Origin of the sequence: Pseudomonas sp. NPDC087804 (assembly GCF_044742965.1) — a bacterium.
GTDB lineage: Bacteria > Pseudomonadota > Gammaproteobacteria > Pseudomonadales > Pseudomonadaceae > Aquipseudomonas > Aquipseudomonas rustica.
Map to the genome: position 1 here is coordinate 80,654 of NZ_JBIUVN010000017.1, position 21,427 is coordinate 102,080.

The 21,427-nt window shown below is 59.8% G+C and carries 20 protein-coding genes and 1 pseudogene; 11 read left to right on the forward strand and 10 right to left on the reverse strand.

What is annotated here, in order from left to right; all coding sequences use genetic code 11:
- The first annotated feature begins 73 nt into the window (after window positions 1-73).
- Window positions 74-1,507 carry a PLP-dependent aminotransferase family protein gene (locus tag ACIOMO_RS19640; protein ID WP_212550364.1) on the forward strand — a complete coding sequence of 478 codons (1,434 nt, stop codon included), beginning with the start codon at window positions 74-76 and terminating at the stop codon, window positions 1,505-1,507.
- Here ACIOMO_RS19640 and ACIOMO_RS19645 read toward each other — a convergent pair.
- From ACIOMO_RS19645 to ACIOMO_RS19660, 4 genes are all read right to left on the reverse strand, one after another.
- Window positions 1,494-1,997 (reverse strand): hypothetical protein, encoded by a 504-nt coding sequence (locus tag ACIOMO_RS19645; RefSeq protein ID WP_401243013.1) that lies wholly within the window; start codon window positions 1,995-1,997, stop codon window positions 1,494-1,496. The genes ACIOMO_RS19640 and ACIOMO_RS19645 overlap by 14 nt on opposite strands.
- 14 nt (window positions 1,998-2,011) lie before the next feature.
- Window positions 2,012-4,405, reverse strand: a complete 2,394-nt coding sequence (locus ACIOMO_RS19650) for a fimbria/pilus outer membrane usher protein (RefSeq protein WP_401243016.1) — start codon at window positions 4,403-4,405, stop codon at window positions 2,012-2,014.
- Window positions 4,402-5,118, reverse strand: a complete 717-nt coding sequence (locus ACIOMO_RS19655; RefSeq protein WP_401243018.1) for a fimbria/pilus chaperone family protein — start codon at window positions 5,116-5,118, stop codon at window positions 4,402-4,404. Before ACIOMO_RS19655 ends, ACIOMO_RS19650 begins: the two co-directional genes overlap by 4 nt.
- Window positions 5,119-5,278: 160 nt before the next feature.
- Window positions 5,279-5,950 (reverse strand): DUF1120 domain-containing protein, encoded by a 672-nt coding sequence (locus tag ACIOMO_RS19660; protein WP_401243020.1) that lies wholly within the window; start codon window positions 5,948-5,950, stop codon window positions 5,279-5,281.
- Window positions 5,951-6,306: 356 nt separating this feature from the next.
- Between ACIOMO_RS19660 and ACIOMO_RS19665 the strand changes: the two genes are divergently transcribed.
- Window positions 6,307-7,869, forward strand: a complete 1,563-nt coding sequence (locus tag ACIOMO_RS19665) for a phospholipase D family protein (protein ID WP_401243023.1) — start codon at window positions 6,307-6,309, stop codon at window positions 7,867-7,869.
- 85 nt (window positions 7,870-7,954) lie between these two features.
- Here ACIOMO_RS19665 and ACIOMO_RS19670 read toward each other — a convergent pair whose 3' ends face one another.
- Together ACIOMO_RS19670 and ACIOMO_RS19675 are read right to left on the reverse strand one after the other, a co-directional pair.
- Window positions 7,955-9,100 carry an MFS transporter gene (locus tag ACIOMO_RS19670; protein ID WP_401243025.1) on the reverse strand — a complete coding sequence of 382 codons (1,146 nt, stop codon included), beginning with the start codon at window positions 9,098-9,100 and terminating at the stop codon, window positions 7,955-7,957.
- 188 nt (window positions 9,101-9,288) lie between these two features.
- Entirely contained in the window at window positions 9,289-10,782 is a 1,494-nt protein-coding gene (locus tag ACIOMO_RS19675; RefSeq protein WP_016985821.1) for an aldehyde dehydrogenase, read from the reverse strand.
- Between the two features lie 239 nt (window positions 10,783-11,021).
- Between ACIOMO_RS19675 and ACIOMO_RS19680 the strand changes: the two genes are divergently transcribed.
- Entirely contained in the window at window positions 11,022-11,384 is a 363-nt protein-coding gene (locus ACIOMO_RS19680) for a cupin domain-containing protein (protein ID WP_150649022.1), read from the forward strand.
- Between the two features lie 183 nt (window positions 11,385-11,567).
- Here the strand turns inward: ACIOMO_RS19680 and rpmG are convergent, their stop codons facing one another.
- Together rpmG and rpmB are read right to left on the reverse strand one after the other, a co-directional pair.
- Complete coding sequence (rpmG, locus tag ACIOMO_RS19685) at window positions 11,568-11,723, reverse strand: 50S ribosomal protein L33 (protein ID WP_003177274.1); 156 nt, start codon at window positions 11,721-11,723, stop codon at window positions 11,568-11,570.
- 11 nt (window positions 11,724-11,734) lie between these two features.
- The gene (gene rpmB, locus ACIOMO_RS19690) at window positions 11,735-11,968 is read right to left on the reverse strand and encodes a 50S ribosomal protein L28 (protein ID WP_007920377.1); all 234 of its coding nucleotides are present in this window, start codon (window positions 11,966-11,968) and stop codon (window positions 11,735-11,737) included.
- A 448-nt stretch (window positions 11,969-12,416) separates the two neighbouring features.
- On the opposite strand from rpmB, the gene ACIOMO_RS19695 reads away from it, so the two are divergent.
- On the forward strand, window positions 12,417-14,003 hold the full coding sequence (locus ACIOMO_RS19695; RefSeq protein WP_053125025.1) for an ABC transporter substrate-binding protein: 1,587 nt from the start codon (window positions 12,417-12,419) through the stop codon (window positions 14,001-14,003).
- Between the two features lie 135 nt (window positions 14,004-14,138).
- Here ACIOMO_RS19695 and radC read toward each other — a convergent pair whose 3' ends face one another.
- Window positions 14,139-14,813 (reverse strand): DNA repair protein RadC, encoded by a 675-nt coding sequence (radC, locus tag ACIOMO_RS19700; protein ID WP_401243030.1) that lies wholly within the window; start codon window positions 14,811-14,813, stop codon window positions 14,139-14,141.
- A 135-nt stretch (window positions 14,814-14,948) separates the two neighbouring features.
- Here radC and coaBC point away from each other — a divergent pair, with 135 nt between their 5' ends.
- From coaBC to ACIOMO_RS19735, 7 genes and pseudogenes are all read left to right on the forward strand, one after another.
- Window positions 14,949-16,157 (forward strand): bifunctional phosphopantothenoylcysteine decarboxylase/phosphopantothenate--cysteine ligase CoaBC, encoded by a 1,209-nt coding sequence (gene coaBC / locus ACIOMO_RS19705; RefSeq protein WP_053125030.1) that lies wholly within the window; start codon window positions 14,949-14,951, stop codon window positions 16,155-16,157.
- Window positions 16,158-16,162: 5 nt separating this feature from the next.
- Entirely contained in the window at window positions 16,163-16,618 is a 456-nt protein-coding gene (dut, locus tag ACIOMO_RS19710; protein WP_008086463.1) for a dUTP diphosphatase, read from the forward strand.
- Between the two features lie 316 nt (window positions 16,619-16,934).
- A pseudogene (locus ACIOMO_RS19715) lies at window positions 16,935-18,311 on the forward strand (phosphomannomutase/phosphoglucomutase); the annotation flags it as partial.
- Window positions 18,312-18,328: 17 nt separating this feature from the next.
- Entirely contained in the window at window positions 18,329-19,234 is a 906-nt protein-coding gene (argB, locus tag ACIOMO_RS19720) for an acetylglutamate kinase (RefSeq protein WP_053125034.1), read from the forward strand.
- A gap of 202 nt (window positions 19,235-19,436) precedes the next feature.
- Window positions 19,437-19,649, forward strand: coding sequence for a hypothetical protein (locus ACIOMO_RS19725; RefSeq protein ID WP_282353532.1), 213 nt, complete (start codon window positions 19,437-19,439; stop codon window positions 19,647-19,649).
- A gap of 17 nt (window positions 19,650-19,666) precedes the next feature.
- On the forward strand, window positions 19,667-20,239 hold the full coding sequence (locus ACIOMO_RS19730) for a hypothetical protein (protein ID WP_053125037.1): 573 nt from the start codon (window positions 19,667-19,669) through the stop codon (window positions 20,237-20,239).
- Window positions 20,226-20,609, forward strand: a complete 384-nt coding sequence (locus ACIOMO_RS19735; RefSeq protein WP_401243035.1) for a hypothetical protein — start codon at window positions 20,226-20,228, stop codon at window positions 20,607-20,609. The genes ACIOMO_RS19730 and ACIOMO_RS19735 overlap by 14 nt, the downstream gene beginning before the upstream one ends.
- 101 nt (window positions 20,610-20,710) lie before the next feature.
- Here ACIOMO_RS19735 and pyrE read toward each other — a convergent pair whose 3' ends face one another.
- The gene (pyrE, locus tag ACIOMO_RS19740) at window positions 20,711-21,355 is read right to left on the reverse strand and encodes an orotate phosphoribosyltransferase (RefSeq protein WP_008078597.1); all 645 of its coding nucleotides are present in this window, start codon (window positions 21,353-21,355) and stop codon (window positions 20,711-20,713) included.
- Between the last annotated feature and the right edge of the window lie 72 nt (window positions 21,356-21,427).

The following is a 21,427-nucleotide window of genomic DNA, read 5'->3' on the forward strand; positions in this document are numbered from 1 at the left end:
CTTTGCAGACTGAATTGACGATTTTTCTCGCATCTGTACTGGTCTTCCGAATCATCTGCACCGAGGCAGCGCCATGACCCTCTACGTAAACCTTGCTGAATTGCTCGGCACGCGCATCGAACAAGGCTTCTATCGCCCCGGCGACCGCTTGCCGTCGGTGCGCGCCTTGAGCGTCGAACACGGGGTCAGTCTGAGCACGGTGCAGCAGGCCTATCGCATGCTCGAAGACAGCGGACTGGCCACGCCGAAACCCAAGTCCGGCTACTTCGTGCCGGTCGGTCGCGAGCTGCCGGAGCTGCCCGCCGTCGGCCGTCCGGCGCAGCGGCCAGTGGAAATTTCGCAATGGGATCAGGTGCTGGAATTGATTCGCGCGGTACCGCGCAAGGACGTCGTGCAACTCGGTCGCGGCATGCCCGACATCAGCACGCCAACGATGAAACCGTTGTTGCGCGGCCTCGCCCGCATCAGCCGTCGCCAGGACATGCCCGGTCTGTATTACGACAACATCCACGGCACCCTCGAACTGCGTGAACAAATTGCTCGGTTGATGCTCGATTCCGGCTGCCAGTTGAGCGCCAGCGATCTGGTCGTGACCACCGGTTGCCACGAAGCTTTGTCCACCAGCATCCACGCGATCTGCGAGCCGGGCGACATCGTCGCGGTGGATTCGCCGAGCTTCCACGGCGCCATGCAGACCCTCAAAGGTCTGGGCATGAAAGCCCTGGAAATCCCCACCGACCCGCTCACCGGCATCAGCCTTGAAGCGCTGGAACTGGCGCTCGAACAATGGCCGATCAAAGCCATCCAGCTCACCCCGAACTGCAACAACCCGCTCGGCTACATCATGCCGGAGTCGCGCAAACGCGCGCTGCTCACCCTCGCCCAACGCTTTGACGTGGCGATCATCGAAGACGATGTCTATGGCGAACTGGCCTACACCTACCCACGTCCGCGCACGATCAAATCCTTCGACGAAGATGGCCGCGTGCTGCTCTGCAGTTCGTTTTCCAAGACTCTCGCGCCGGGGCTGCGCATTGGTTGGGTCGCGCCGGGGCGATACCTCGAGCGCGTGCTGCACATGAAATACATCAGCACCGGTTCGACCGCGCCGCAGCCGCAGATCGCCATCGCCGAATTTCTCAAATCCGGCCATTTCGAACCGCATTTGCGGCGGATGCGCACGCAATACCAACGCAATCGCGACGTGATGATCGATTGGGTGACGCGCTATTTCCCCGCCGGCACTCGCGCCAGCCGTCCACAGGGCAGCTTCATGTTGTGGGTGGAATTGCCGGAAGGTTTCGACACACTGAAACTGAATCGTGCGCTGCTTGATCAAGGCGTACAGATTGCTGTTGGCAGCATCTTTTCCGCCTCGGGCAAGTACCGCAATTGCCTGCGCATGAACTACGCGGCCAAACCGACAGCGCTGATTGAAGAGGCGGTGCGCAAGGTCGGTGCGGCGGCAATCAAACTGCTCGCCGAGTCCGAGCTCAGTCCAGTCTGAACACGCCTTCGCCGTCGAGTCGGGTCAGATCCGCGACCCGACTGGCCTCGTTGCTGATTTGCCCCTCAACCTCGAACTCGACATCCATCCGCTTGCCGCTCGCCAGCAGCGGCAGAAGGCGTTCGCCGGGGCGCAACACGTCGCTCTCCCCCACCGCTTTCTGTGTGGCGACACCGTCGACGCGCACCGCCATCACTTTCAGCCGCAACGTGCCAATGCCGAAGCGATAACGCTCGGCGTCAGCCCCCGGCGCATCGAAGCGCAATGTCAGCGGTGACGCCTGCTCGCAGATAACCTGCACTTGCACCCGGCGACTGCCAAAACTCAGTTCATTGGCACCGGCACTTTGCTGCAACAACGCGCCCCGGTCGGTCAGGCCAAAATCAAACGCAGGCGGACTGACTCGCACCTCGCACGCTTGGTCCTGCGCCCACGCCGCCGTGCAGCACAGCCAGAGCATTGCCACGCTCGAAACGTTGAAAACAGTCATTGGGTAATTCCTCATCACGCGTCACTGCAACGCGCGGACGCAGATTCGTAAAGCTCATCGGGATCGGCTTCCTCAGCCAGTTCGAAGGTCAGATGACAGCGCGAGCCATCGGCCTTTTGCACATGCAGCGCAGCGTCAGCCTGAATGTCGGAAAGAAAAATCCGTCCGTCATCGAGCACGCTGGTGACGTAGCGGCCTAGCTCATCAAACACGCCAAAACCCTTGCCGACGACTTGATCATCGGCCGTGTGTGCGTGCAGCAAGACGCGCCGGGACGTGGCCATCTGAAACTCCAGCCGCTGCACCGAACCGCGCGCCGCTGCGATCTCGCGGTAGCCGTTGAGCACGTCGACATTGCGCGCCAGGCTCGCGGTGTCGATCTCCACCCGCGTGTTGCGATAGGCCGGCACGCTGGCCACCACCGCGCGCCCGGCGGCGTCCGTCCACACCGGCCCGTAAGGCGTGCGCAACTTGACCCCGGCGGCATCCCCAGCCTTGAGCAGGGCAAAGGTCTCGCGCACGGTGTAGGGCGATAAGGTCAGGCCTTCGCTGTGCAACGCGACGCCGCCCCTTGCGCCGAAGTCGTAACCGGTCGAACCGGAGCCGCGCTGCGAATAACCCAGATCAATCTGGGTGTAACGCGGCAGCAAGTTGAGCCGGCCACTGACATCCGCCTCGCCGTTTTCCGGGCGCTCGACCGTGGCGCTGTAGGCCACGGCGTCGTTGATCTGCTGATTCAGACGCAAGCCGCTGCGGGTGCCGCTGAGGTCGTCCTTGCGGACAAAACTGCGCAGCGCGCCGCTGCGACCCATCGGCACGCTGACCGTCAGATAGGTCGCAAAACCACGGCTGTCATGCGCCGAACCGCCCATGTCACGCTCCAGACTCAACGACACGCTGGTGCGCTGAAACATCCGTGACCACGAGGCGCTGAGGCGCGAACTGGTGTCGTCTTCAAAATCGGTGAAGCGTGAAAATCCACCGGAAAACGAGCCCAACAATAGGCTCGCACCGCTGAGTCCCAGGGTCATCTGGTTGCGAATGCGTTGATCCGGTTGATCGGTGTCGCGATTCCACGTGGTATCGGACAACGTGCGAAAACCCTGCACCTGTTGGGTGACCGACAGGTTCGCCGAAACGCGCTCGGTCAGCGCCGTGCTCAGGCTGAGCTGGAACTGCGCGCCCAACTGATCTTCACGACGGGCGCGGGACACCACCTGACGCAGTCCCAGCGCTGTGCGCGGCAACAACGGAATTTGCAGCGCCATCCCGGCCGATTGATAGTCACTGCCGAGCATCGCGCCCGCCGTCAGTTGCTCGCCGGCGGCCAAACGCCAATCCTTGCTCGCCGCGACGAAATCAGGCGCGTCGCGATCATCGCGGGCATAGCGACGAACACGTCCCGCCGTCACCGCGAAACCCGGCTGGCGGCCCGGCGCCAAACCACCAAGGCTGTCGCCGGGAACGATGAAACTGCGCTGCTGGCCATCCTCTTCGTACACGGTGACCTCCAGATCCAGGCTCTGGCTGAGCAGCGGCAAACCCACCAGCGAAAACGGCCCTGGCGGCACCAGCGTGGTGTAGATCAACGCGCCGTTCTGCCGCACCTCGACCCGGGCAGCGGAATAAGCGATGCCCTCGACGTGGGCGCCTTCACTGTCTGCTTCCAGCTCCCCCAACGCGGCTTCAGGCTGCAATTGCACACCGGTGAAAGCCTCGCCGGCAAACAATGGCGAAGCCATGTTGAGCTGACCGAGTTGCAGGTTGGTTTGCAGCGACTCGAAGGTGCGCGAAGCGTAGGCATACAAATGCTCGGTCTGGCTGCTGCCATCGAACGCCGCGTAAGACTGACGGCTGCGCAGCGCCCAGTCGTTGATGTTCAAACCCAGCTCGGTGTTGAGGCTGCGGTAATGTGTGGTCTGGCCAACGTATTCGTTGCCCAGCACCAGCGCGTCGTAGTTGAACAGCGCAGCGCTGCCACCGTGCGCGTAGTTGCGACGCGCCGTAGCCGCCGGCGCCACGAGCCCGGTTGGCAGCAGCAGTTCGATCTGTTCCTTGCCCGGATCAAGCCGCGCTATCACGCCGTCGAAGCTGTCGACAAAGCGCTTGCACTCCAGGTTCGGCAACGCCTCGACGCGCATATTTGCCTGTTCGAGCAACGTCTCGGTGGTGCACAACTCGCCCTGCTCGTCGAACGTCGCCAGCACTCGTCCTTTCGGCACACCGTTGACGCTGAGCAGCAGCGAATGCGTCCCCTGCTGAAAGCGCGGCGCGTCCTGAAAGTATTCCGCCAGTTGCAGATCGAGCCCACGGGCGCGCAACACGTTCGGGTCGAAGGTGACCGAATCGGCCAAGCTGTTCGCCGACGACAACAGGCTGAGCAGCGCAAGGCTGTGACGGTAATTCATTCACCGGTCACCAGTGGCGCATCGAAATTGCCGGCAGCGAAACCGTACATCGTCGCCGGGTACAGACGCACTTGAGTCGCCGTCGCGGGCAGCGGCGATGCGGACGTCAGACGCAGTTTTTCGCCGGGCAAAATGTAGCTGCGGCCCAGATCCACCGGGGCCTCGCCGGGCAACAGATTGACGGTATTAGCCAGCCGCACCACGTAGGGGCTGGGATTGCTGACCTGCAGTTGGGTGTCCTGCACTGACCACTTCAGCAGCGCCCACGGCTGGCGTTCGATGGGCAGATTCTTCGGGCGCAGAATCGCGGGAATGTTCTGTTTTACGGTCAGACTGACCCGCGCATTGCTGCCCTTTTCCAGCGGCTGAATGCCTTCGAAAATCACCCGTTTCAGGCGCTCGGTTTGCAGCGGCTCAGCGCTGCGCAGAATGAATCGCACCAGTTGCGTGCCACCGCTTTCCACCCGAGCTACTGGCGGGGTCAGCAGCAACAGCAGCTCGGTGTCTTCCGGGACATTTTCAATGCTCGTGTGCAAGAGAGCCGGGAGCGGTTCAGTGTTGGTGATGTTGATACTGGCTTCACCAGTGGACTCTTCGAGAATCAGGATCGGCGTTTGCGGCACCATGCCGGCGGCGTCGGCCACGGATGTTGCGCTCGATAGAAGCAGCACCGCCATCAGGGCGGTGGTTGAAAAACGTTGAATTTGAGGCATGACGATTCCCTGGCGCCCCATTTTTCGCACCGTCGGCGCAAGGGCCCATCGTTGAAACACAAACGTAAAAGGTGCGCCTGTAGCGCAGAAAAACGACGCACCGCAAGGACTGCGGCGCGTGTTTGATCAGGTCGAGAGTGTGCTCACGACATCCCTGGACTCAGAGGTAAACCAGCTCGAACGTCGCGGAGCCGTCCAGAGTGATGTCCGAGCCTGTAGGCAGCGCATTCGCCGGGCCGACGACTGGAACCAGTGTCATTGGAAGTGAGTGCGTGACACCACTGCTAGGGCCCTCTGCAACGCTGCGGCCCCAGGAATAATGCAGATAACCACCGCTGGAGGCATTCTTACCCACAAGTGTCGCACTCGGCTGATTCCACGTCGGACCGCCAATCCCGCCACCCTGTTGGTACATGAGGCTCATAGCGGTACCATCCACGTTCGGCGTGCCATGACGAAGCCCATAACCACCAATCTTCACACCGCTGGCGGCGCCCATGCCGTAGATGTACATGTCTTCGGCACGACCGTCGATGGTGATGCCTTGCAGCTGTGTCGACGCCTGATTGTCATGCACCTTCACCGCCACCGGCACGCGACCGTTGCAGTTCATTGTCAGGGTAATGTCTTTCAGCTCTAGCTCGGTTTGCGTATTGGCGTTCAGATCCGCCGCCGAAATCTTGCCCATATCGACAACGCTGCCTCCGTCAAAACTTGGCGTGCACGCGGTAGGAATAATCGTGCCGCTCAGCGTGAGGCTGGCACTTTCTGCGAGGGCAAGAGCAGGCAACAACGAAGCCACCACCGTGGCGCTGATGAAAAGCTTTTTCATGAGAAATTCTCGTTCCGTAAGAATTAAAAGGACGACAGCAAGTAGCGCTTTGTCTGGCGGAAAATAGCGAAATTTCCTGCCTGACAACGCCCGGCCATTATTGCGATTTGCCCCCGCTTCCGATGTAAGACGAAGTTACAAAGCACCCAGAGAAAATTCGCCTGAGGCCGTAGCTGACAGGAGTAGGAGAAATGCCCTACTTCAAAAATTCTCTTTTCCTGCCCGTCGGCCATTGCCTACACAGCGCTCAAACCGGGCGGTTCCCCACGGCAGATTTTTCCTGAATCAAACGCCGCCGATGACGGTCATAACCCGTGCCATACTCCGATCCCTACTCACACGCGGAATGATCCGACTTGCGATCCAGCCCTCTCCTGCTTCTGATCTTCGTGTTGTCGCTCGCCGGCTGCGCCAGTGTCGATGTGCAACGCGAGCCCAGCCAGGCCTTGCCCGCCAGCAGCTCGGCGTTTGGCCGTTCGATTCAGGCTCAGGCCGCGCCGTATGAAGGCCGCTCCGGCTTCCGCCTGCTGTCCAACAGCACCGAATCTTTCACTGCCCGCGCCGAGCTGATCCGCCACGCGCAGGTCAGCCTCGATTTGCAGTACTACATCGTCCACGACGGCGTCAGCACGCGAATGCTCGTCGAGGAACTGCTCAAGGCTGCCGACCGTGGCGTGCGCGTACGCATTCTGCTCGACGACACCACCAGCGACGGTCTCGACCAGATCATCGCCACGCTGGCGGCGCATCCGCAGATTCAGATCAGGCTGTTCAACCCTCTGCATCTGGGGCGCAGCACCGGAGTAACGCGCGCGGCCGGGCGCCTGTTCAACCTGTCGCTGCAGCACCGGCGCATGCATAACAAATTGTGGCTGGCGGACAACAGCGCGGCCATCGTCGGCGGGCGCAATCTGGGCGACGAGTATTTCGATGCCGAGCCGAACCTGAATTTCACCGACATCGACATGCTCAGCATGGGGCCGGTGGCCGAGCAGCTCGGGCACAGTTTCGATCAGTACTGGAACAGCGCGCTGAGCAAGCCGATCGATGAATTTCTCTCCAGCAAACCGACCGCCAAGGACTTGCAGAACACCCGCACGCGCCTGGAAGAATCGCTGGAAGAAACCCGCCAACAGAATCACGCGCTGTATCAGCAGTTGATGACTTTCACCACCGAGCCGCGCATGGACATCTGGCGCAACGAACTGATCTGGGCGTGGAATCAGGCGCTGTGGGACGCGCCGAGCAAGGTACTGGCCAAGGATGAGCCGGATCCGCACTTGCTGCTGACCACGCAACTGGCGCCGGAACTGAAAAACGTCAGCAAAGAGCTGATCATGATTTCGGCGTACTTCGTGCCGGGGCAGCCGGGGCTGGTCTATCTGACCGGGCGTGCTGATGCGGGTGTTTCCGTGAGCCTGCTGACCAACTCTCTGGAAGCAACCGACGTGCCGGCGGTGCACGGTGGGTACGCGCCGTATCGCAAGGCGCTGCTGGAGCACGGTGTGAAGCTATATGAGTTGCGGCGCCAGCCTGGGGATAACGATGGCAGCGGCCCGCATGTGTTTTACAGCAAGTCGTTCCGTGGCTCGGACTCGAGTTTGCACAGCAAGGCGATGATTTTTGATCGACAGAAATCGTTTATCGGCTCGTTCAACTTTGATCCGCGTTCGGTGTTGTGGAACACCGAGGTCGGGGTGTTGGTCGACAGTCCGGAGTTGGCTGAGCATGTGCGTGAGTTGGCGTTGCAGGGTATGGCGCCGGCGTTGAGTTATCAGGCGAAATTGCAGGATGGGAACATCGTCTGGGTCACCGAGGACAATGGCCAGATGCATACGCTGACCAAGGAACCGGGGAGCTGGTGGCGACGGTTTAATGCGTGGTTCAGCACCAGCGTCGGCCTGGAACGCATGCTTTAAAAGCAAAAGATCGCAGCCTTCGGCAGCTCCTACAGTTTGAAATGCATTCCCCTGTAGGAGCTGCCGAAGGCTGCGATCTTTTGATCTACACAGGCTCGGTCACCGGGCCGAATGCACCCTGACGCAACAGCAAAATCACCAACCCAAACGCCCCGATCGCCATCAATAGCGGCAACGCATGTCCGCTGATCCACTGGCTCCCCGCCCCCGCCGCCAAAGGCCCGATCAAACAACCCACGCCCCACAGTTGCGCGATATGCGCATTCGCCCGCACCAGCGCATCGTCGCGATAACGCTCGCCAATCAAGATCAGCGACAGCGTAAACAACCCGCCAGCACTGGCACCAAACAGCACCCACAGCGGCCAGATCAGCAGCGTATCGAGCAACAGCGGAATCGCCAGACTCGACAGCATCAACACCACCGCGCAACCGGCAAACAACGTACGTCGTGACAGGTAGTCAGCCAACGCGCCAATCGGCAGTTGCAGCAGCGCGTCACCGACCACCACGGTGCTGACCATCGCCAAGGCGATCTCAGCAGTGAATCCCTGTTGCAGGCAATACACCGGCAGCAGCGTCAGGATCATCGCTTCGAACGCGGCAAACAATGACACCGCCCAGGCAATCGCCGGCAGATCGCGAGCAAAGCTCCACAAATCGCGGAACGTCACGCTGCTCGCTTCACTGCTTGGCGCACCGCTGCGACCCAACAACAGCAGCGGCGAAACCAGCAGCAGGCCGACGCCCACCCAGAATCCGTAATCATCTTCGGTGCCGAGCGCGCCCAGCAGCAGCGGGCCAGACAACTGGCTCAACGCATAGCTGCTGCCATACAGCGCCACCAAGCGACCACGCCAGTTCTCGACCACCAGTTGATTGATCCAGCTCTCGCCGAGGATGAACACGATGGTCAGGATCACGCCGATCATCAGCCGCAGCACCAACCAGATCGGATAGCTCGGCAGCAGCGCCAGCAAGCCGATCGACAACGCGCCCGCCCACAGGCACAGGCGCATCAGGTTGGCCGTGCCGAAGCGCGCCGCCAGATGACTGGAAATCTTCGCGCCGAGCAACACGCCAATCGCCGGCATCGCCGCCATCACACCGATGGCGAAGGAACCGTAGCCCCAGCCCTCCAGACGCAATGACACCAACGGCATGCTGACCCCCAGGGCCAGGCCGACACTCAAGACAGACGCCAACACGGCGAAATACGTCGCCCAACGCATGTTCCACGCTCCTGTGGATTATTTTTATGTGCACCACAAAACCACTGTGGGAGCGAGCTTGCTCGCGAATTCGGTTTCACATTCAGCAAGTCTGCTGACTGATACACCGCTTTCGCGAGCAAGCTCGCTCCCACAGGGGATCTCTGTATGGTTCGGGAGCCGGACTGAATCAGGCTCCCTTTAGCGGCTTACAGCTTGATCCACGTCGCCTTCAGCTCGGTGTATTTGTCGAACGCGTGCAGCGATTTATCACGGCCATTGCCCGACTGCTTGAAGCCACCAAACGGTGCAGTCATGTCGCCGCCGTCGTACTGGTTGACCCACACGCTGCCGGCGCGCAGCGCTTTGGCGGTCAGGTGCGCCTTGGAGATGTCTTGCGTCCACACCGCAGCGGCCAGGCCATACGGCGTGTCGTTGGCGATCTGGATGGCTTCTTCAGCGGTATCGAAAGCGATAACCGACAGCACTGGCCCGAAGATTTCTTCCTGAGCAATCTTCATCGCGTTGCTCACGCCGTCGAAAATCGTTGGCTCAACGTAAGTGCCGCCGGTTTCCTGAAGAATGCGCTTGCCGCCGGCGACCAGTTTGGCGCCATCGGTGTGACCGGATTCGATGTACGACAGCACGGTGTTCATCTGCTGCGTGTCGACCAGCGCACCAACGTTGGTGGCCGGATCCAGCGGGTTGCCCGGCTTCCAGGTTTTCAGTGCCTCGATCACCATTGGCAGGAATGTGTCCTTGATCGAACGCTCGACCAGCAGACGCGAACCGGCGGTGCAGACTTCGCCTTGGTTGAAAGCGATGGCGCTGGCAGCGGATTCGGCTGCAGCTTGCAGATCCGGCGCATCGGCAAAGACGATGTTCGGGCTCTTGCCGCCGGCTTCGAGCCAGACGCGTTTCATGTTCGATTCGCCGGAGTAGATCATCAGTTGCTTGGCGATCTTGGTCGAACCGGTGAACACCAGCGTGTCGACATCGTTGTGCAGGGCCAGCGCCTTGCCAACGGTGTGACCGTAGCCCGGCAGCACGTTGAGCACGCCTTTCGGAATGCCGGCTTCAACGGCCAGCGCGGCGATACGGATGGCGGTCAGCGGGGATTTTTCCGACGGCTTGAGGATCACCGAGTTACCGGTCGACAGCGCCGGGCCGAGCTTCCAGCAGGCCATCATCAGCGGGAAGTTCCACGGCACGATGGCGCCGACCACACCGACGGGCTCGCGGGTTACCAGACCGAGCTGATCGTGCGGCGTCGCTGCCACTTCGTCATAAATCTTGTCGATCGCTTCACCGCTCCAGCTCAGCGCTTGCGCCGCGCCCGGAACGTCGATGTACAGCGAATCGCTGATCGGCTTGCCCATGTCGAGGGTTTCGAGCAGGGCCAATTCTTCGGCGTGCTGCTTGAGCAGGCCGGCAAAACGGATCATGGTGGCTTTGCGTTTGGTCGGTGCCAGACGCGACCACACGCCGGAATTGAAGGTGGCGCGGGCGTTTTCCACGGCGCGCTGCGCGTCGGCGGCGTCACAGCTGGCAATCTTGCCGAGCAGACGGCCATCGACCGGGCTGATGCACTCGAAGGTCTCGCCGGAGACGGCGTCGGTGTATTCGCCATTGAGATAGGCGCGGCCTTCGATTTTCAGGTCGCGGGCGCGTTGTTCCCAGTCGGCACGAGTCAGGGTGGTCATTTCGAGTGTCCTCCGCTTGTTGAATACGAGCGCCGCGCGATCTTCGCCAGCGTCCTCAAGAATTCTGCCCGGCCAGCCGGTTTTTCGGCCAGAGGCACCCGCCACCCTAAACCAGCGGCCGGGGTTGTTTCAATATATTTGACATAAGGTGGCCATATGGCCTTGCGGTGTTGATTTTAATCAACATAGACTTTGGCCCTTTCCAGCCAATCGCGCCGTATTCACAGGGGATAACAACAATGAACATCCAGAACGTCGTCGACATCAGCCTGACCAGCAGCGAAGCCGAACGCTATCGGCCGGATCCGGCGAAAGTGCTCAAGGGTGACCCGGAACAAGCGGTGTTCCATCAATACGACAGCCCGTGTGGGCAGATGGGCGTTGGCGTGTGGGAAGGTGCGGTTGGGCAGTGGACGGTGAATTACACCGAGCACGAATACTGCGAGATTTTGCAGGGTGTGTCGGTGCTGCGTGACAGCGATGGCAATGCCAAGACGTTGCGGGTTGGCGATCGATTTGTGATTCCGGCGGGGTTTCGTGGCACTTGGGAAGTGCTGGAGGCTTGCCGCAAGATTTATGTGATTTTCGAACAGAAGGCTTGATCCATACCCCTCCCCTGTAGGAGCTGCCGAAGGCTGCGATCTTTTGATCTTGTTTTTAAGGATCAAGGTCAAAAGATCGCAGCCTTCGGCAGCTCCTACACAGACAGCCTGCAAATATTCGAGGCAACAAAAAAGGCCTGCATCGTGAGATACGGGCCTTTTTTGTAAGTCGGGAAAAATCAATTACTTGATTTTGCCTTCCTTGTAGATCACGTGCTTGCGAACAACCGGATCATATTTCTTGATCTCGATTTTGTCCGGGGTAGTACGCTTGTTCTTGTCGGTAGTGTAGAAGTGACCAGTACCGGCGCTCGAGATCAAACGAATCAATTCACGCATGATTAGCTCCCTTAAATCTTGCCATCGCGGCGAAGTTCGGCGAGCACGACAGTGATGCCACGCTTGTCGATGATACGCATGCCTTTGGCAGATACGCGCAGACGCACAAAACGTTTCTCTTCTTCAACCCAGAAGCGGTGATGCTGCAGGTTCGGCAGGAAACGACGACGGGTTTTGTTGTTTGCGTGGGAAATGTTATTCCCAGTCACCGGACCCTTACCGGTAACTTGACATACTCTCGACATGCCTCAGCCCTCTAAAACCACATGCCCAACCCGGCATGGGTTGGCCGCTTAATCTCTCAGTCATTTGGCGCCAGGCGCCGCGTTTCTTTAGAGGTCTTACCGGCTACACCTACAGTGAAGGAACCGGGCCCCTAGAAAAGAGCGCTGCTTTATACCAGAAAGACCGGGGTGCAACAACTTTCCGTGTGCAATCAATCCACAAAAAGGCGCTTTTTCGACCTGCGAACGCTTTGGATAAAGGCCGGCACCGGTTTTTACCACTCGTCGAAGAAAATCGTCTGCACACGGCTTTCAGACTTTTTGCGCAGCGCCGTGGTCTGAAAAACCGCCATCACTGTGCCCTTAAAATGCAAAAAGGGGATAGTCATTTGTAATCCAGCCCTCTAGGGTAGGCCTTTTCCAGACTGCACTTGCAGATGGGCCTTCGATCTGTAAAAGGAAACCGACCATGCGCCTCGCTGCCCTACCCCTGTTGCTCGCCCCGCTCCTGCTGAGCCCTCTGGCCCAGGCCGCCGCGCTGAGCGTCTGCACCGAGGCCAGCCCGGAAGGGTTCGACGTGGTGCAATACAACTCGCTGACCACCACCAACGCCTCGGCCGACGTGCTGATGAACCGTCTGGTGGACTTCGACACCGCCAGCGGCAAAGTCGTGCCGAGCCTGGCCGACAGCTGGGAAGTCAGCACCGATGGCCTGACGTACGTGTTCAAACTGCATCCGCAGGTGAAATTTCACACGACCGATTACTTCAAGCCGAGCCGCGAGCTGACCGCTGAAGACGTTAAATTCAGCTTCGATCGCATGCTCGACCCGGCGAACCCGTGGCACAAAGTCGCCCAGAGCGGTTTCCCGCACGCGCAGTCGATGCAACTGCCAGCACTGATCAAGAAGATCGACGCCCTCGATCCGCTAACCGTGCGCTTCACCCTTGATCACCCGGACTCGACGTTCCTGGCGACCCTGAGCATGGGCTTCGCCTCTATCTACTCCGCCGAATACGCCGACAAACTGATGAAGGCCGGCGCGACGGACAAGCTCAACAGCCAGCCAATCGGCACCGGCCCGTTCGTGTTCAATCGTTTCCAGAAAGACGCGGCGATCCGCTACAAGGCCAACCCGGACTACTTCGGTGGCAAGCCTGCGGTCGATCCGCTGATCTTCGCCATCACCCCGGACGCCAACGTGCGCCTGCAAAAGCTGCGACGCAATGAATGCCAGATCGCCCTGTCGCCGAAGCCACTCGACGTACAAGCCGCGCTGAAAGAACCGACGTTGAAAGTCGAAAAGACTGACGCGTTCATGACCGCTTTCGTTGGCATCAACAGTCAGCATCCGCCGTTGGACAAGCCGGAAGTGCGTCAGGCGATCAACCTCGCGTTCGACAAGGCCAACTACATCAAGGCTGTGTTTGAAGACACCGCCGAAGCAGCCAACGGCCCTTACCCGCCGAACACTTGGAGCTACGCCAAGAACCTGCCGGGCTATCCGCACGACATCGCCAAAGCCAAGGCGCTGATGGCCAAGGCCGGTTTGAAGGATGGGTTCCAGACCACCATCTGGACGCGTCCGTCGGGCAGCCTGCTCAACCCGAATCCAAGCCTCGGCGCACAGATGCTGCAGTCGGATCTGGCAGAGATCGGTATTCAGGCGGAAATCCGCGTGATCGAGTGGGGCGAGCTGATTCGTCGCGCCAAGGCTGGCGAGCATGATCTGTTGTTCATGGGCTGGGCGGGCGATAACGGCGACCCGGATAACTTCCTCACGCCGCAATTTTCCTGCGCTGCGGTCAAGTCGGGGACTAACTTCGCGCGCTACTGCAACGCCGATCTGGACAAGCTGATCAGCGCCGGCAAGACCACCAGCGAACAAGGTGTACGCACCAAGCTGTACGAGCAGGCGCAGGCGCAGATTCAGCAGCAGGCGTTGTGGTTGCCGCTGGCGCACCCGACCGCTTACGCGCTGACGCGCAAAGACGTGCAGGGGTATTCGGTGAGCCCGTTTGGCCGTCAGGACTACTCCAAGGTCAACCTCAAATAACCTGCCCTGCACGGTTCCCAATGTGGGAGCGAGCCTGCTCGCGAAAGCGGTCCGTCAGTAACAAAAATGCTGACTGACACACCGGATTCGCGAGCAGGCTCGCTCCCACAGGGGTTTGTGTTGTTTCTTTGAGGATTACATCCAGCCACACTCCGCCATCGACAGCGGCTCGCCGTCACCGATGATGAAGTGATCGAGCACCCGCACATCAATCAAATCCAAAGCTTTCTGCAGTCGCTTGGTCAGCAACCGATCTGACTGACTCGGATCCGTGTTCCCCGACGGATGGTTATGGCAGAGGATCACCGCCGCCGCGTTGTTAGCCAACGCACGCTTCACCACTTCCCGGGGATGCACGCTGGTGTTGTCGATCGAGCCGCGAAACAAGGCCTCGAAATTCAGCACCTGATGTTTTGAATCGAGAAACAGACAGCCGAACACCTCATGAGGCTCATGCCTCAGCATGGCTTTGAGGTAATCACGGACGACCTGGGGATTCTCCAGCGCAGGCTTCCCGCGCGAGCGTTCGGCCAGATGCCGCTTGCCCATTTCTTGCGCCGCTTGCAGCTGCGCAAACTTTGCAGGCCCCAAGCCCAATTGTTTGCTGAATGCGTCCTGATCGGCCTCAAGCAGCAAACGCAGGCTGCCGAACTGACTCAACAAATGCCTGGCAAGATCCACCGCACTTTTCCCCGGCACGCCGGTACGAAGGAAAATCGCCAGCAGTTCCGCATCCGAAAGACTCGCCGCACCTTGTTCCAACAACCTTTCCCGCGGGCGCTCCGCCGCGGGCCAATCACGAATACTCATAGCACTTCCCTGTCTGTGGGCGCCGCTGTTCCGTAGCGGTCGCTGTGATATCTTAGCCCATCTTTTTTGCGGGCGGATTCACCCTGGGGAGGGGGTTTCGCCACGTATGTCACCCACGAAATGAAAGGCAGACCTATGCAGCGGCTGTATCGGAAACGCATCGTTCTGGGCGTCGGCGGCGGCATCGCGGCCTACAAGAGCGCCGATCTGGTTCGTCGCCTGATCGATCAGGGCGCCGAAGTGCGCGTGGTCATGACCCACGGCGGCGCCGAATTCATCACCCCGCTGACCATGCAGGCGCTGTCCGGCCACCCGGTGCACCTCGACTTGCTCGACCCGGCCGCCGAAGCCGCGATGGGCCACATCGAGCTGGCCAAGTGGGCCGATCTGGTGCTGATCGCCCCGGCCACCGCCGACCTGCTCGCGCGTCTGGCGCAAGGCATTGCCAACGATTTGCTGACCACGCTGGTGCTGGCCACCGACGCTGTTGTCGCTGTCGCGCCAGCCATGAATCAGGCGATGTGGCGCGATCCGGCGACCCAGGCCAACCTGCAACTCCTTGAAAGCCGTGGCCTGAAGACCTTCGGCCCGGCCTCGGGCAGTCAGGCCTGCGGCGACGTCGGCATGGGCCGGATGATGGAAGCCACTGACCTCGCACAGTGCGCGGCGGACTGCTTCCAGCGCCAGGCACTGACCGGCAAACACGTCGTCATTACCGCCGGCCCGACTCAGGAAAACATCGATCCGGTGCGCTACATCACCAACCACAGCTCCGGAAAAATGGGCTTTGCCCTCGCCGAAGCAGCGGTTGAAGCCGGCGCCCGCGTCACGCTGATCAGCGGCCCGGTGCACTTGCCGACGCCGGATCGCGTCACGCGTATCGACGTGGTCAGCGCCCGCGACATGCTCGCGGCGTGTGAATCGGCGATCCCGTGCGACGTGTTCATTTCCTCGGCAGCGGTTGCGGACTACCGCCCGGAAGTCATCGCCCCGCAAAAACTCAAGAAAGATCCTACGAGCGGTGATGGCTTCGTCCTGCAAATGGTGCGCAATCCAGACATTCTGGCCACCATCGCGACCCGTCCCGACCGTCCGTTCAGTGTCGGCTTTGCCGCCGAGACCGAACACCTGCTCGACTACGCTGCACGCAAGCTGAAGGACAAGAATCTCGATTTGATCGTCGCCAACGACGTCGCCAACCCGAGCATCGGTTTCAACAGCGAAGAAAACGCCTGCAGCGTGATTGACCGTGAGCTGCACGCCACGGTTTTCGCCCAGACCAGCAAGAGCAAAATCGCTCGCCAACTGGTCACTTTTATCGCCGAACGTCTGAACCAGGTTTAATTTACATGCACGCTTTGCAAGCCAAGATCCTCGACCCACGCATCGGCACCGATTTCCCGCTGCCGCAATACGCCACTCCGGGCTCCGCCGGCCTCGACCTGCGCGCCATGCTGGAGCAGGACATCGTGATCAAGCCGGGTGAAACCGTGCTGATCCCCACCGGTCTGTCGGTTTACATCGGCGACCCGAACCTCGCCGCGCTGATCCTGCCGCGCTCGGGCATGGGCCATAAGCACGGCATCGTGCTGGGCAACCTCGTCGGCCTGATTGACTCCGATTATCAGGGCCCGCTGATGGTGTCCTGCTGGAACCGTGGCCAGAGCGATTTCACCATGACCGTCGGCGAACGTCTGGCGCAATTGGTGCTGGTACCGGTGGTGCAGGCGCACTTCGAAATGGTTGAAGAGTTCGTCGAAACCGAACGCGGCACCGGTGGTTTTGGCCATACCGGCACCAAATAAGCCATGTAGGAGCTGCCGCAGGCTGCGATCTTTTGATCTTGATTCTTCAAAAACAAAATCAAAAGATCGCAGCCTTCGGCAGCTCCTACAGGGGAAAATTTCAGGCAGATCAGCTGATAGGTTTAACACCGTAAATCAAGGTTTTGCCGGGCGAAAGCCACGCCAGCCGAGGCGTCATGGCCCTTTCATACCACGAACTCTCTGTGGAAAACGCCGTCATACCCTTCAGTTTGAGCCTGCCGTCGAACGATTCGTCGGTCTGTCCCGCCACTTTCGAGATGGAGCATTTCCGTAGATGAGCACCCCAGCCAAGATCGCCCCGAAGCTGCCCGACAGCATTTTCCGCGCCTATGACATTCGCGGCACCGTGCCGGAATTCCTCAATGCCGAAACCGCTTACTGGATCGGCCGCGCCATCGGTTCGCAGAGCCTCGCTCAAGGTGAGCCGAATGTATCCGTCGGTCGCGACGGCCGCTTGTCCGGCCCGGAGCTGGTTGCCGAGCTGATTCGCGGCATCGCCGAAAGCGGCTGCCATGTCAGCGATGTCGGCCTGGTGCCGACGCCGGCGCTGTACTACGCCGCCAACGTGCTGGCCGGCAAGTCCGGGGTGATGCTCACCGGCAGCCACAACCCGTCGAACTACAACGGCTTCAAGATCGTCATCGCCGGCGACACCCTCGCCAACGAACAGATTCAGGTGCTGCATGAGCGCATCAAGACCAACAATCTGAGCAGCGGCACCGGCAGCGTTACCCAAGTCGAAATCCTCGACCGCTACAACACCGAAATCGTCCAGGACATCAAACTGGCGCGGCGCATGAAAGTCGTGGTCGACTGCGGCAACGGCGCGGCCGGCGTGATCGCCCCACAACTGATCGAAGCGCTGAACTGCGAAGTCATCCCGCTGTTCTGCGAAGTCGACGGCAACTTCCCGAACCATCACCCGGATCCGGGCAAGCCTGAAAACCTCGTCGACCTGATCGCCAAGGTCAAGGAAACCAACGCCGACATCGGCCTGGCGTTCGACGGCGATGGCGACCGTGTCGGCGTGGTGACCAACACCGGCAGCATCGTCTACCCGGATCGTCTGCTGATGCTGTTCGCCCGTGACGTGGTTGCGCGCAACCCGGACGCCGAGATCATTTTCGACGTCAAATGCACCCGTCGACTGGTACCGCTGATCAAGGAATACGGCGGCCGTCCGCTAATGTGGAAGACCGGTCATTCGTTGATCAAAAAGAAAATGAAACAATCCGGTGCTCTATTGGCCGGTGAAATGAGCGGGCACATCTTCTTCAAGGAGCGCTGGTTCGGTTTCGACGATGGCATCTACAGCGCCGCGCGGCTGCTGGAGATCCTCAGCAAGGAAAAATCTACTGCGGAAGAGCTGTTTGCGACCTTCCCGAACGATATTTCTACGCCGGAAATCAATATCCATGTGACCGAAGAGAGCAAATTCAGCATCATTGATGCACTGCACGACGCACAGTGGGGCGCAGGCGCTGACCTGACCACCATTGACGGCGTGCGAGTCGATTACGCCAAAGGCTGGGGCCTGGTGCGCGCGTCCAACACCACACCGGTGCTGGTGCTGCGCTTCGAGGCCGATGACGAGGCTGAATTGCAGCGCATCAAGGACGTGTTCCACGCCCAATTGAAACGTGTTGCACCTGATCTCCAACTACCGTTCTGATCCACCCGGAGCCCTGAATGACCCTCGAACGCGATGCCGCCGCCAACACTGCCAAGGTCCTGTCCGAAGCGCTGCCTTATATCCGACGTTATGTCGGCAAGACCCTGGTGATCAAATACGGCGGCAACGCGATGGAAAGCGAGGAGCTGAAAACCGGCTTCGCCCGCGACATCGTGCTGATGAAAGCCGTCGGCATTAACCCGGTGGTCGTGCACGGCGGCGGCCCGCAGATCGGTGATCTGCTCAAGCGCCTGTCGATCGAAAGCCACTTCGTCGATGGCATGCGCGTCACCGACGCGGCGACCATGGACGTTGTGGAAATGGTCTTGGGCGGTCAGGTCAACAAAAGCATCGTCAACCTGATCAACCGCCACGGCGGCAGCGCCATCGGCCTGACCGGTAAAGACGCCGAGCTGATTCGTGCGAAAAAGCTCACCGTTACCCGCCAGACCCCGGAGATGACCCAGCCGGAAATCATCGACATCGGCCACGTGGGCGAAGTCATCGGGATCAACACCGACTTGCTCAACCTGTTGGTCAAAGGTGATTTCATCCCGGTGATCGCGCCAATCGGCGTCGGCGCCAACGGTGAGTCGTACAACATCAATGCTGACCTGGTGGCTGGCAAAGTCGCCGAAGCGCTGAAAGCTGAAAAGCTGATGCTGCTGACCAACATCGCCGGCCTGATGGACAAGTCGGGCACCGTGCTGACCGGCCTGAGTACGCAGCAGGTCGACGATCTGATTGCTGACGGCACCATCTACGGCGGCATGCTGCCGAAGATCCGTTGTGCGCTGGAAGCGGTTCAGGGCGGCGTCGGTAGCTCGTTGATCATCGACGGTCGTGTACCGAACGCGATCCTGCTGGAAATCTTCACTGATACCGGTGTGGGTACGTTGATTAGTAATCGCAAGCGTCACTGATTGCTGAAAGGCTAAAGATCGCAGCCTGCGGCAGCTCCTACAAAATCGGATTTCGTTTGTGCGAAATCCCTGTAGGAGCTGACGAAGTCTGCGATCTTTTTTATGCGCGCAAGAAATGTCTGACTTAACAAAGCGAAACGTCCGACATCACCTCAGAACAAATCTCCCTAGGATCTTCCCTTCATCCACCGGAGATTTACCCATGCAAAAAGACAGCGTTCCTTACGGCAGTGACATTTCGGCTGGCACCTACGCCTGCGTGGACTGCGGCCGAGAGTATTCAGGCCCTTCGCAAAAATCCATGCCGCCCTGCCCTGACTTCACAGAAGCCTCGCACCCGCTCAAGGGCTGGAAAGTCCTCAGTGGCCAAGGCGATGCGCCTCAGGATCCATACCCGGAAACCAGCGGGAAATAACTCGGAGCGCCTGAGCCATGCAGATCTCGTTCACGATCGACGCCGCCGCTTTTGAGCTGGAACAAAAGGAACCGGTCAAGAAAACCTTGCGCATTGGTGACGCGGAAATCACCCACGCGTTGCAGCGCATTGCCAAGGCCAGCCTGACCGAATACCTGAAAATGCTGGTCGAGGGCGGCATGCCCAGCCGCGCTGACGAGGCCAAGCAGGACCGTCTGCTCTACCTGATTCAGAGCTATTTCGGGCAAACATTGCCGACCGAATCGCAGATCTCGACGATCTTTCAGCTGACTCAAAGCCAAAGCAAAACCCTGCTGAAAAACACGGTGTCGCGCTTTCGCAATCAGCTCGACGACATCCTCCAGCACAGCATGCGTGCGGTGATCGAGACGGCTGAATACGCGCAAACCGTGTTTCTGGTGGTCATCAGCTCGGACGTGATCCGCGATGAGCTGAACATGCTGATCACGCAGAACGAGCCAACCTTCAAACCCATCACCAAGCGCAAGGGCAGCGCCGGGCAGTTCGAGATCAGCGAGGACAGCCACGCCTTGCTCTGCGCAACGCTGGGCCTGAATGCCGTTCAGTGACATCGTCGCGGTCAGTGGCTTGCTGCTGACCCTGACCACCTTCCTGTTCAACCTGGCGTGGCCGGCGCTCAGTGAAGCGCTGACGCTGGATGAGCACCAGTCGGGGCCGCTGAACAGAAAGCGCAGCAGGGACAAGGTTCGCGAAGCTTTTTTCGGGCGGGCGCTGCCGTTGACGTGTGCGTTTGTGGCGCTGTTTTACGTCAACTTGCCGGCTGCCGTGGGGATTATTCGCAGCAGCACGCTGGATCTGTGGGATTTTGATGTGGATCGCACGTTGTACGTGATGGTGGTGTTGGCGTTGCTGGCGTTTGCGCTGATCAACGCAGGATTGACCCTGAAACTGCTGAAAAAATGGAGAAACCTGCGCTAATCGAATCCCCTGTAGGAGCTGCCGAAGGCTGCGATCTTTTGATTCTGTTTTTAAGATCAAAAGATCGCAGCCTCCGGCAGCTCCTACAGGATGATGTCGTATCAGACGCCAAACTGGGCGCGATACGCTTCCACAGCTGGCAGATGCTGCTTGAGCTGCGGATCATCCGCGAGGAACTCCAGCACCTGATTCAGCGAAACAATGCTGATCACCGGAATGCCGAAATCACGCTCGACCTCCTGAATCGCCGACAACTCGCCGTTGCCACGTTCCTGACGGTTCAGCGCGATCAGCACGCCGGCAGCCTTGGCGCCGTCCTGCGAAGCAATGATTTGCATCACTTCACGGATCGCGGTGCCCGCAGTGATCACGTCGTCGATGATCAGCACGTCGCCGGTCAGCGGCGCGCCAACGAGGCTGCCGCCTTCGCCGTGGGCCTTGGCTTCCTTGCGATTGAAGCACCAAGGCAGGTCACGGTCGTGATGCTCGGCCAATGCGACGGCGGTGGTTGCCGCCAGCGGGATGCCTTTGTAGGCCGGGCCGAACAAAACGTCGAAGGGAATGCCGCTTTCGGCGATGGCTGCAGCGTAGAAACGCCCCAGCTGCGCCAGGGCCGAGCCCGAGTTGAACAGGCCGGCGTTGAAGAAGTAAGGACTGGTGCGCCCGGACTTCAGGGTGAACTCACCGAAGCGCAAAACGCCGCGATCGATGGCAAAACGAATGAAATCGCGCTGATACGCTTGCATGAAAAAAACCCCAAATACCACGGATTTAGCTAATTAGCTTGACGCCGTGTATCATACACGCACGCGATTTTT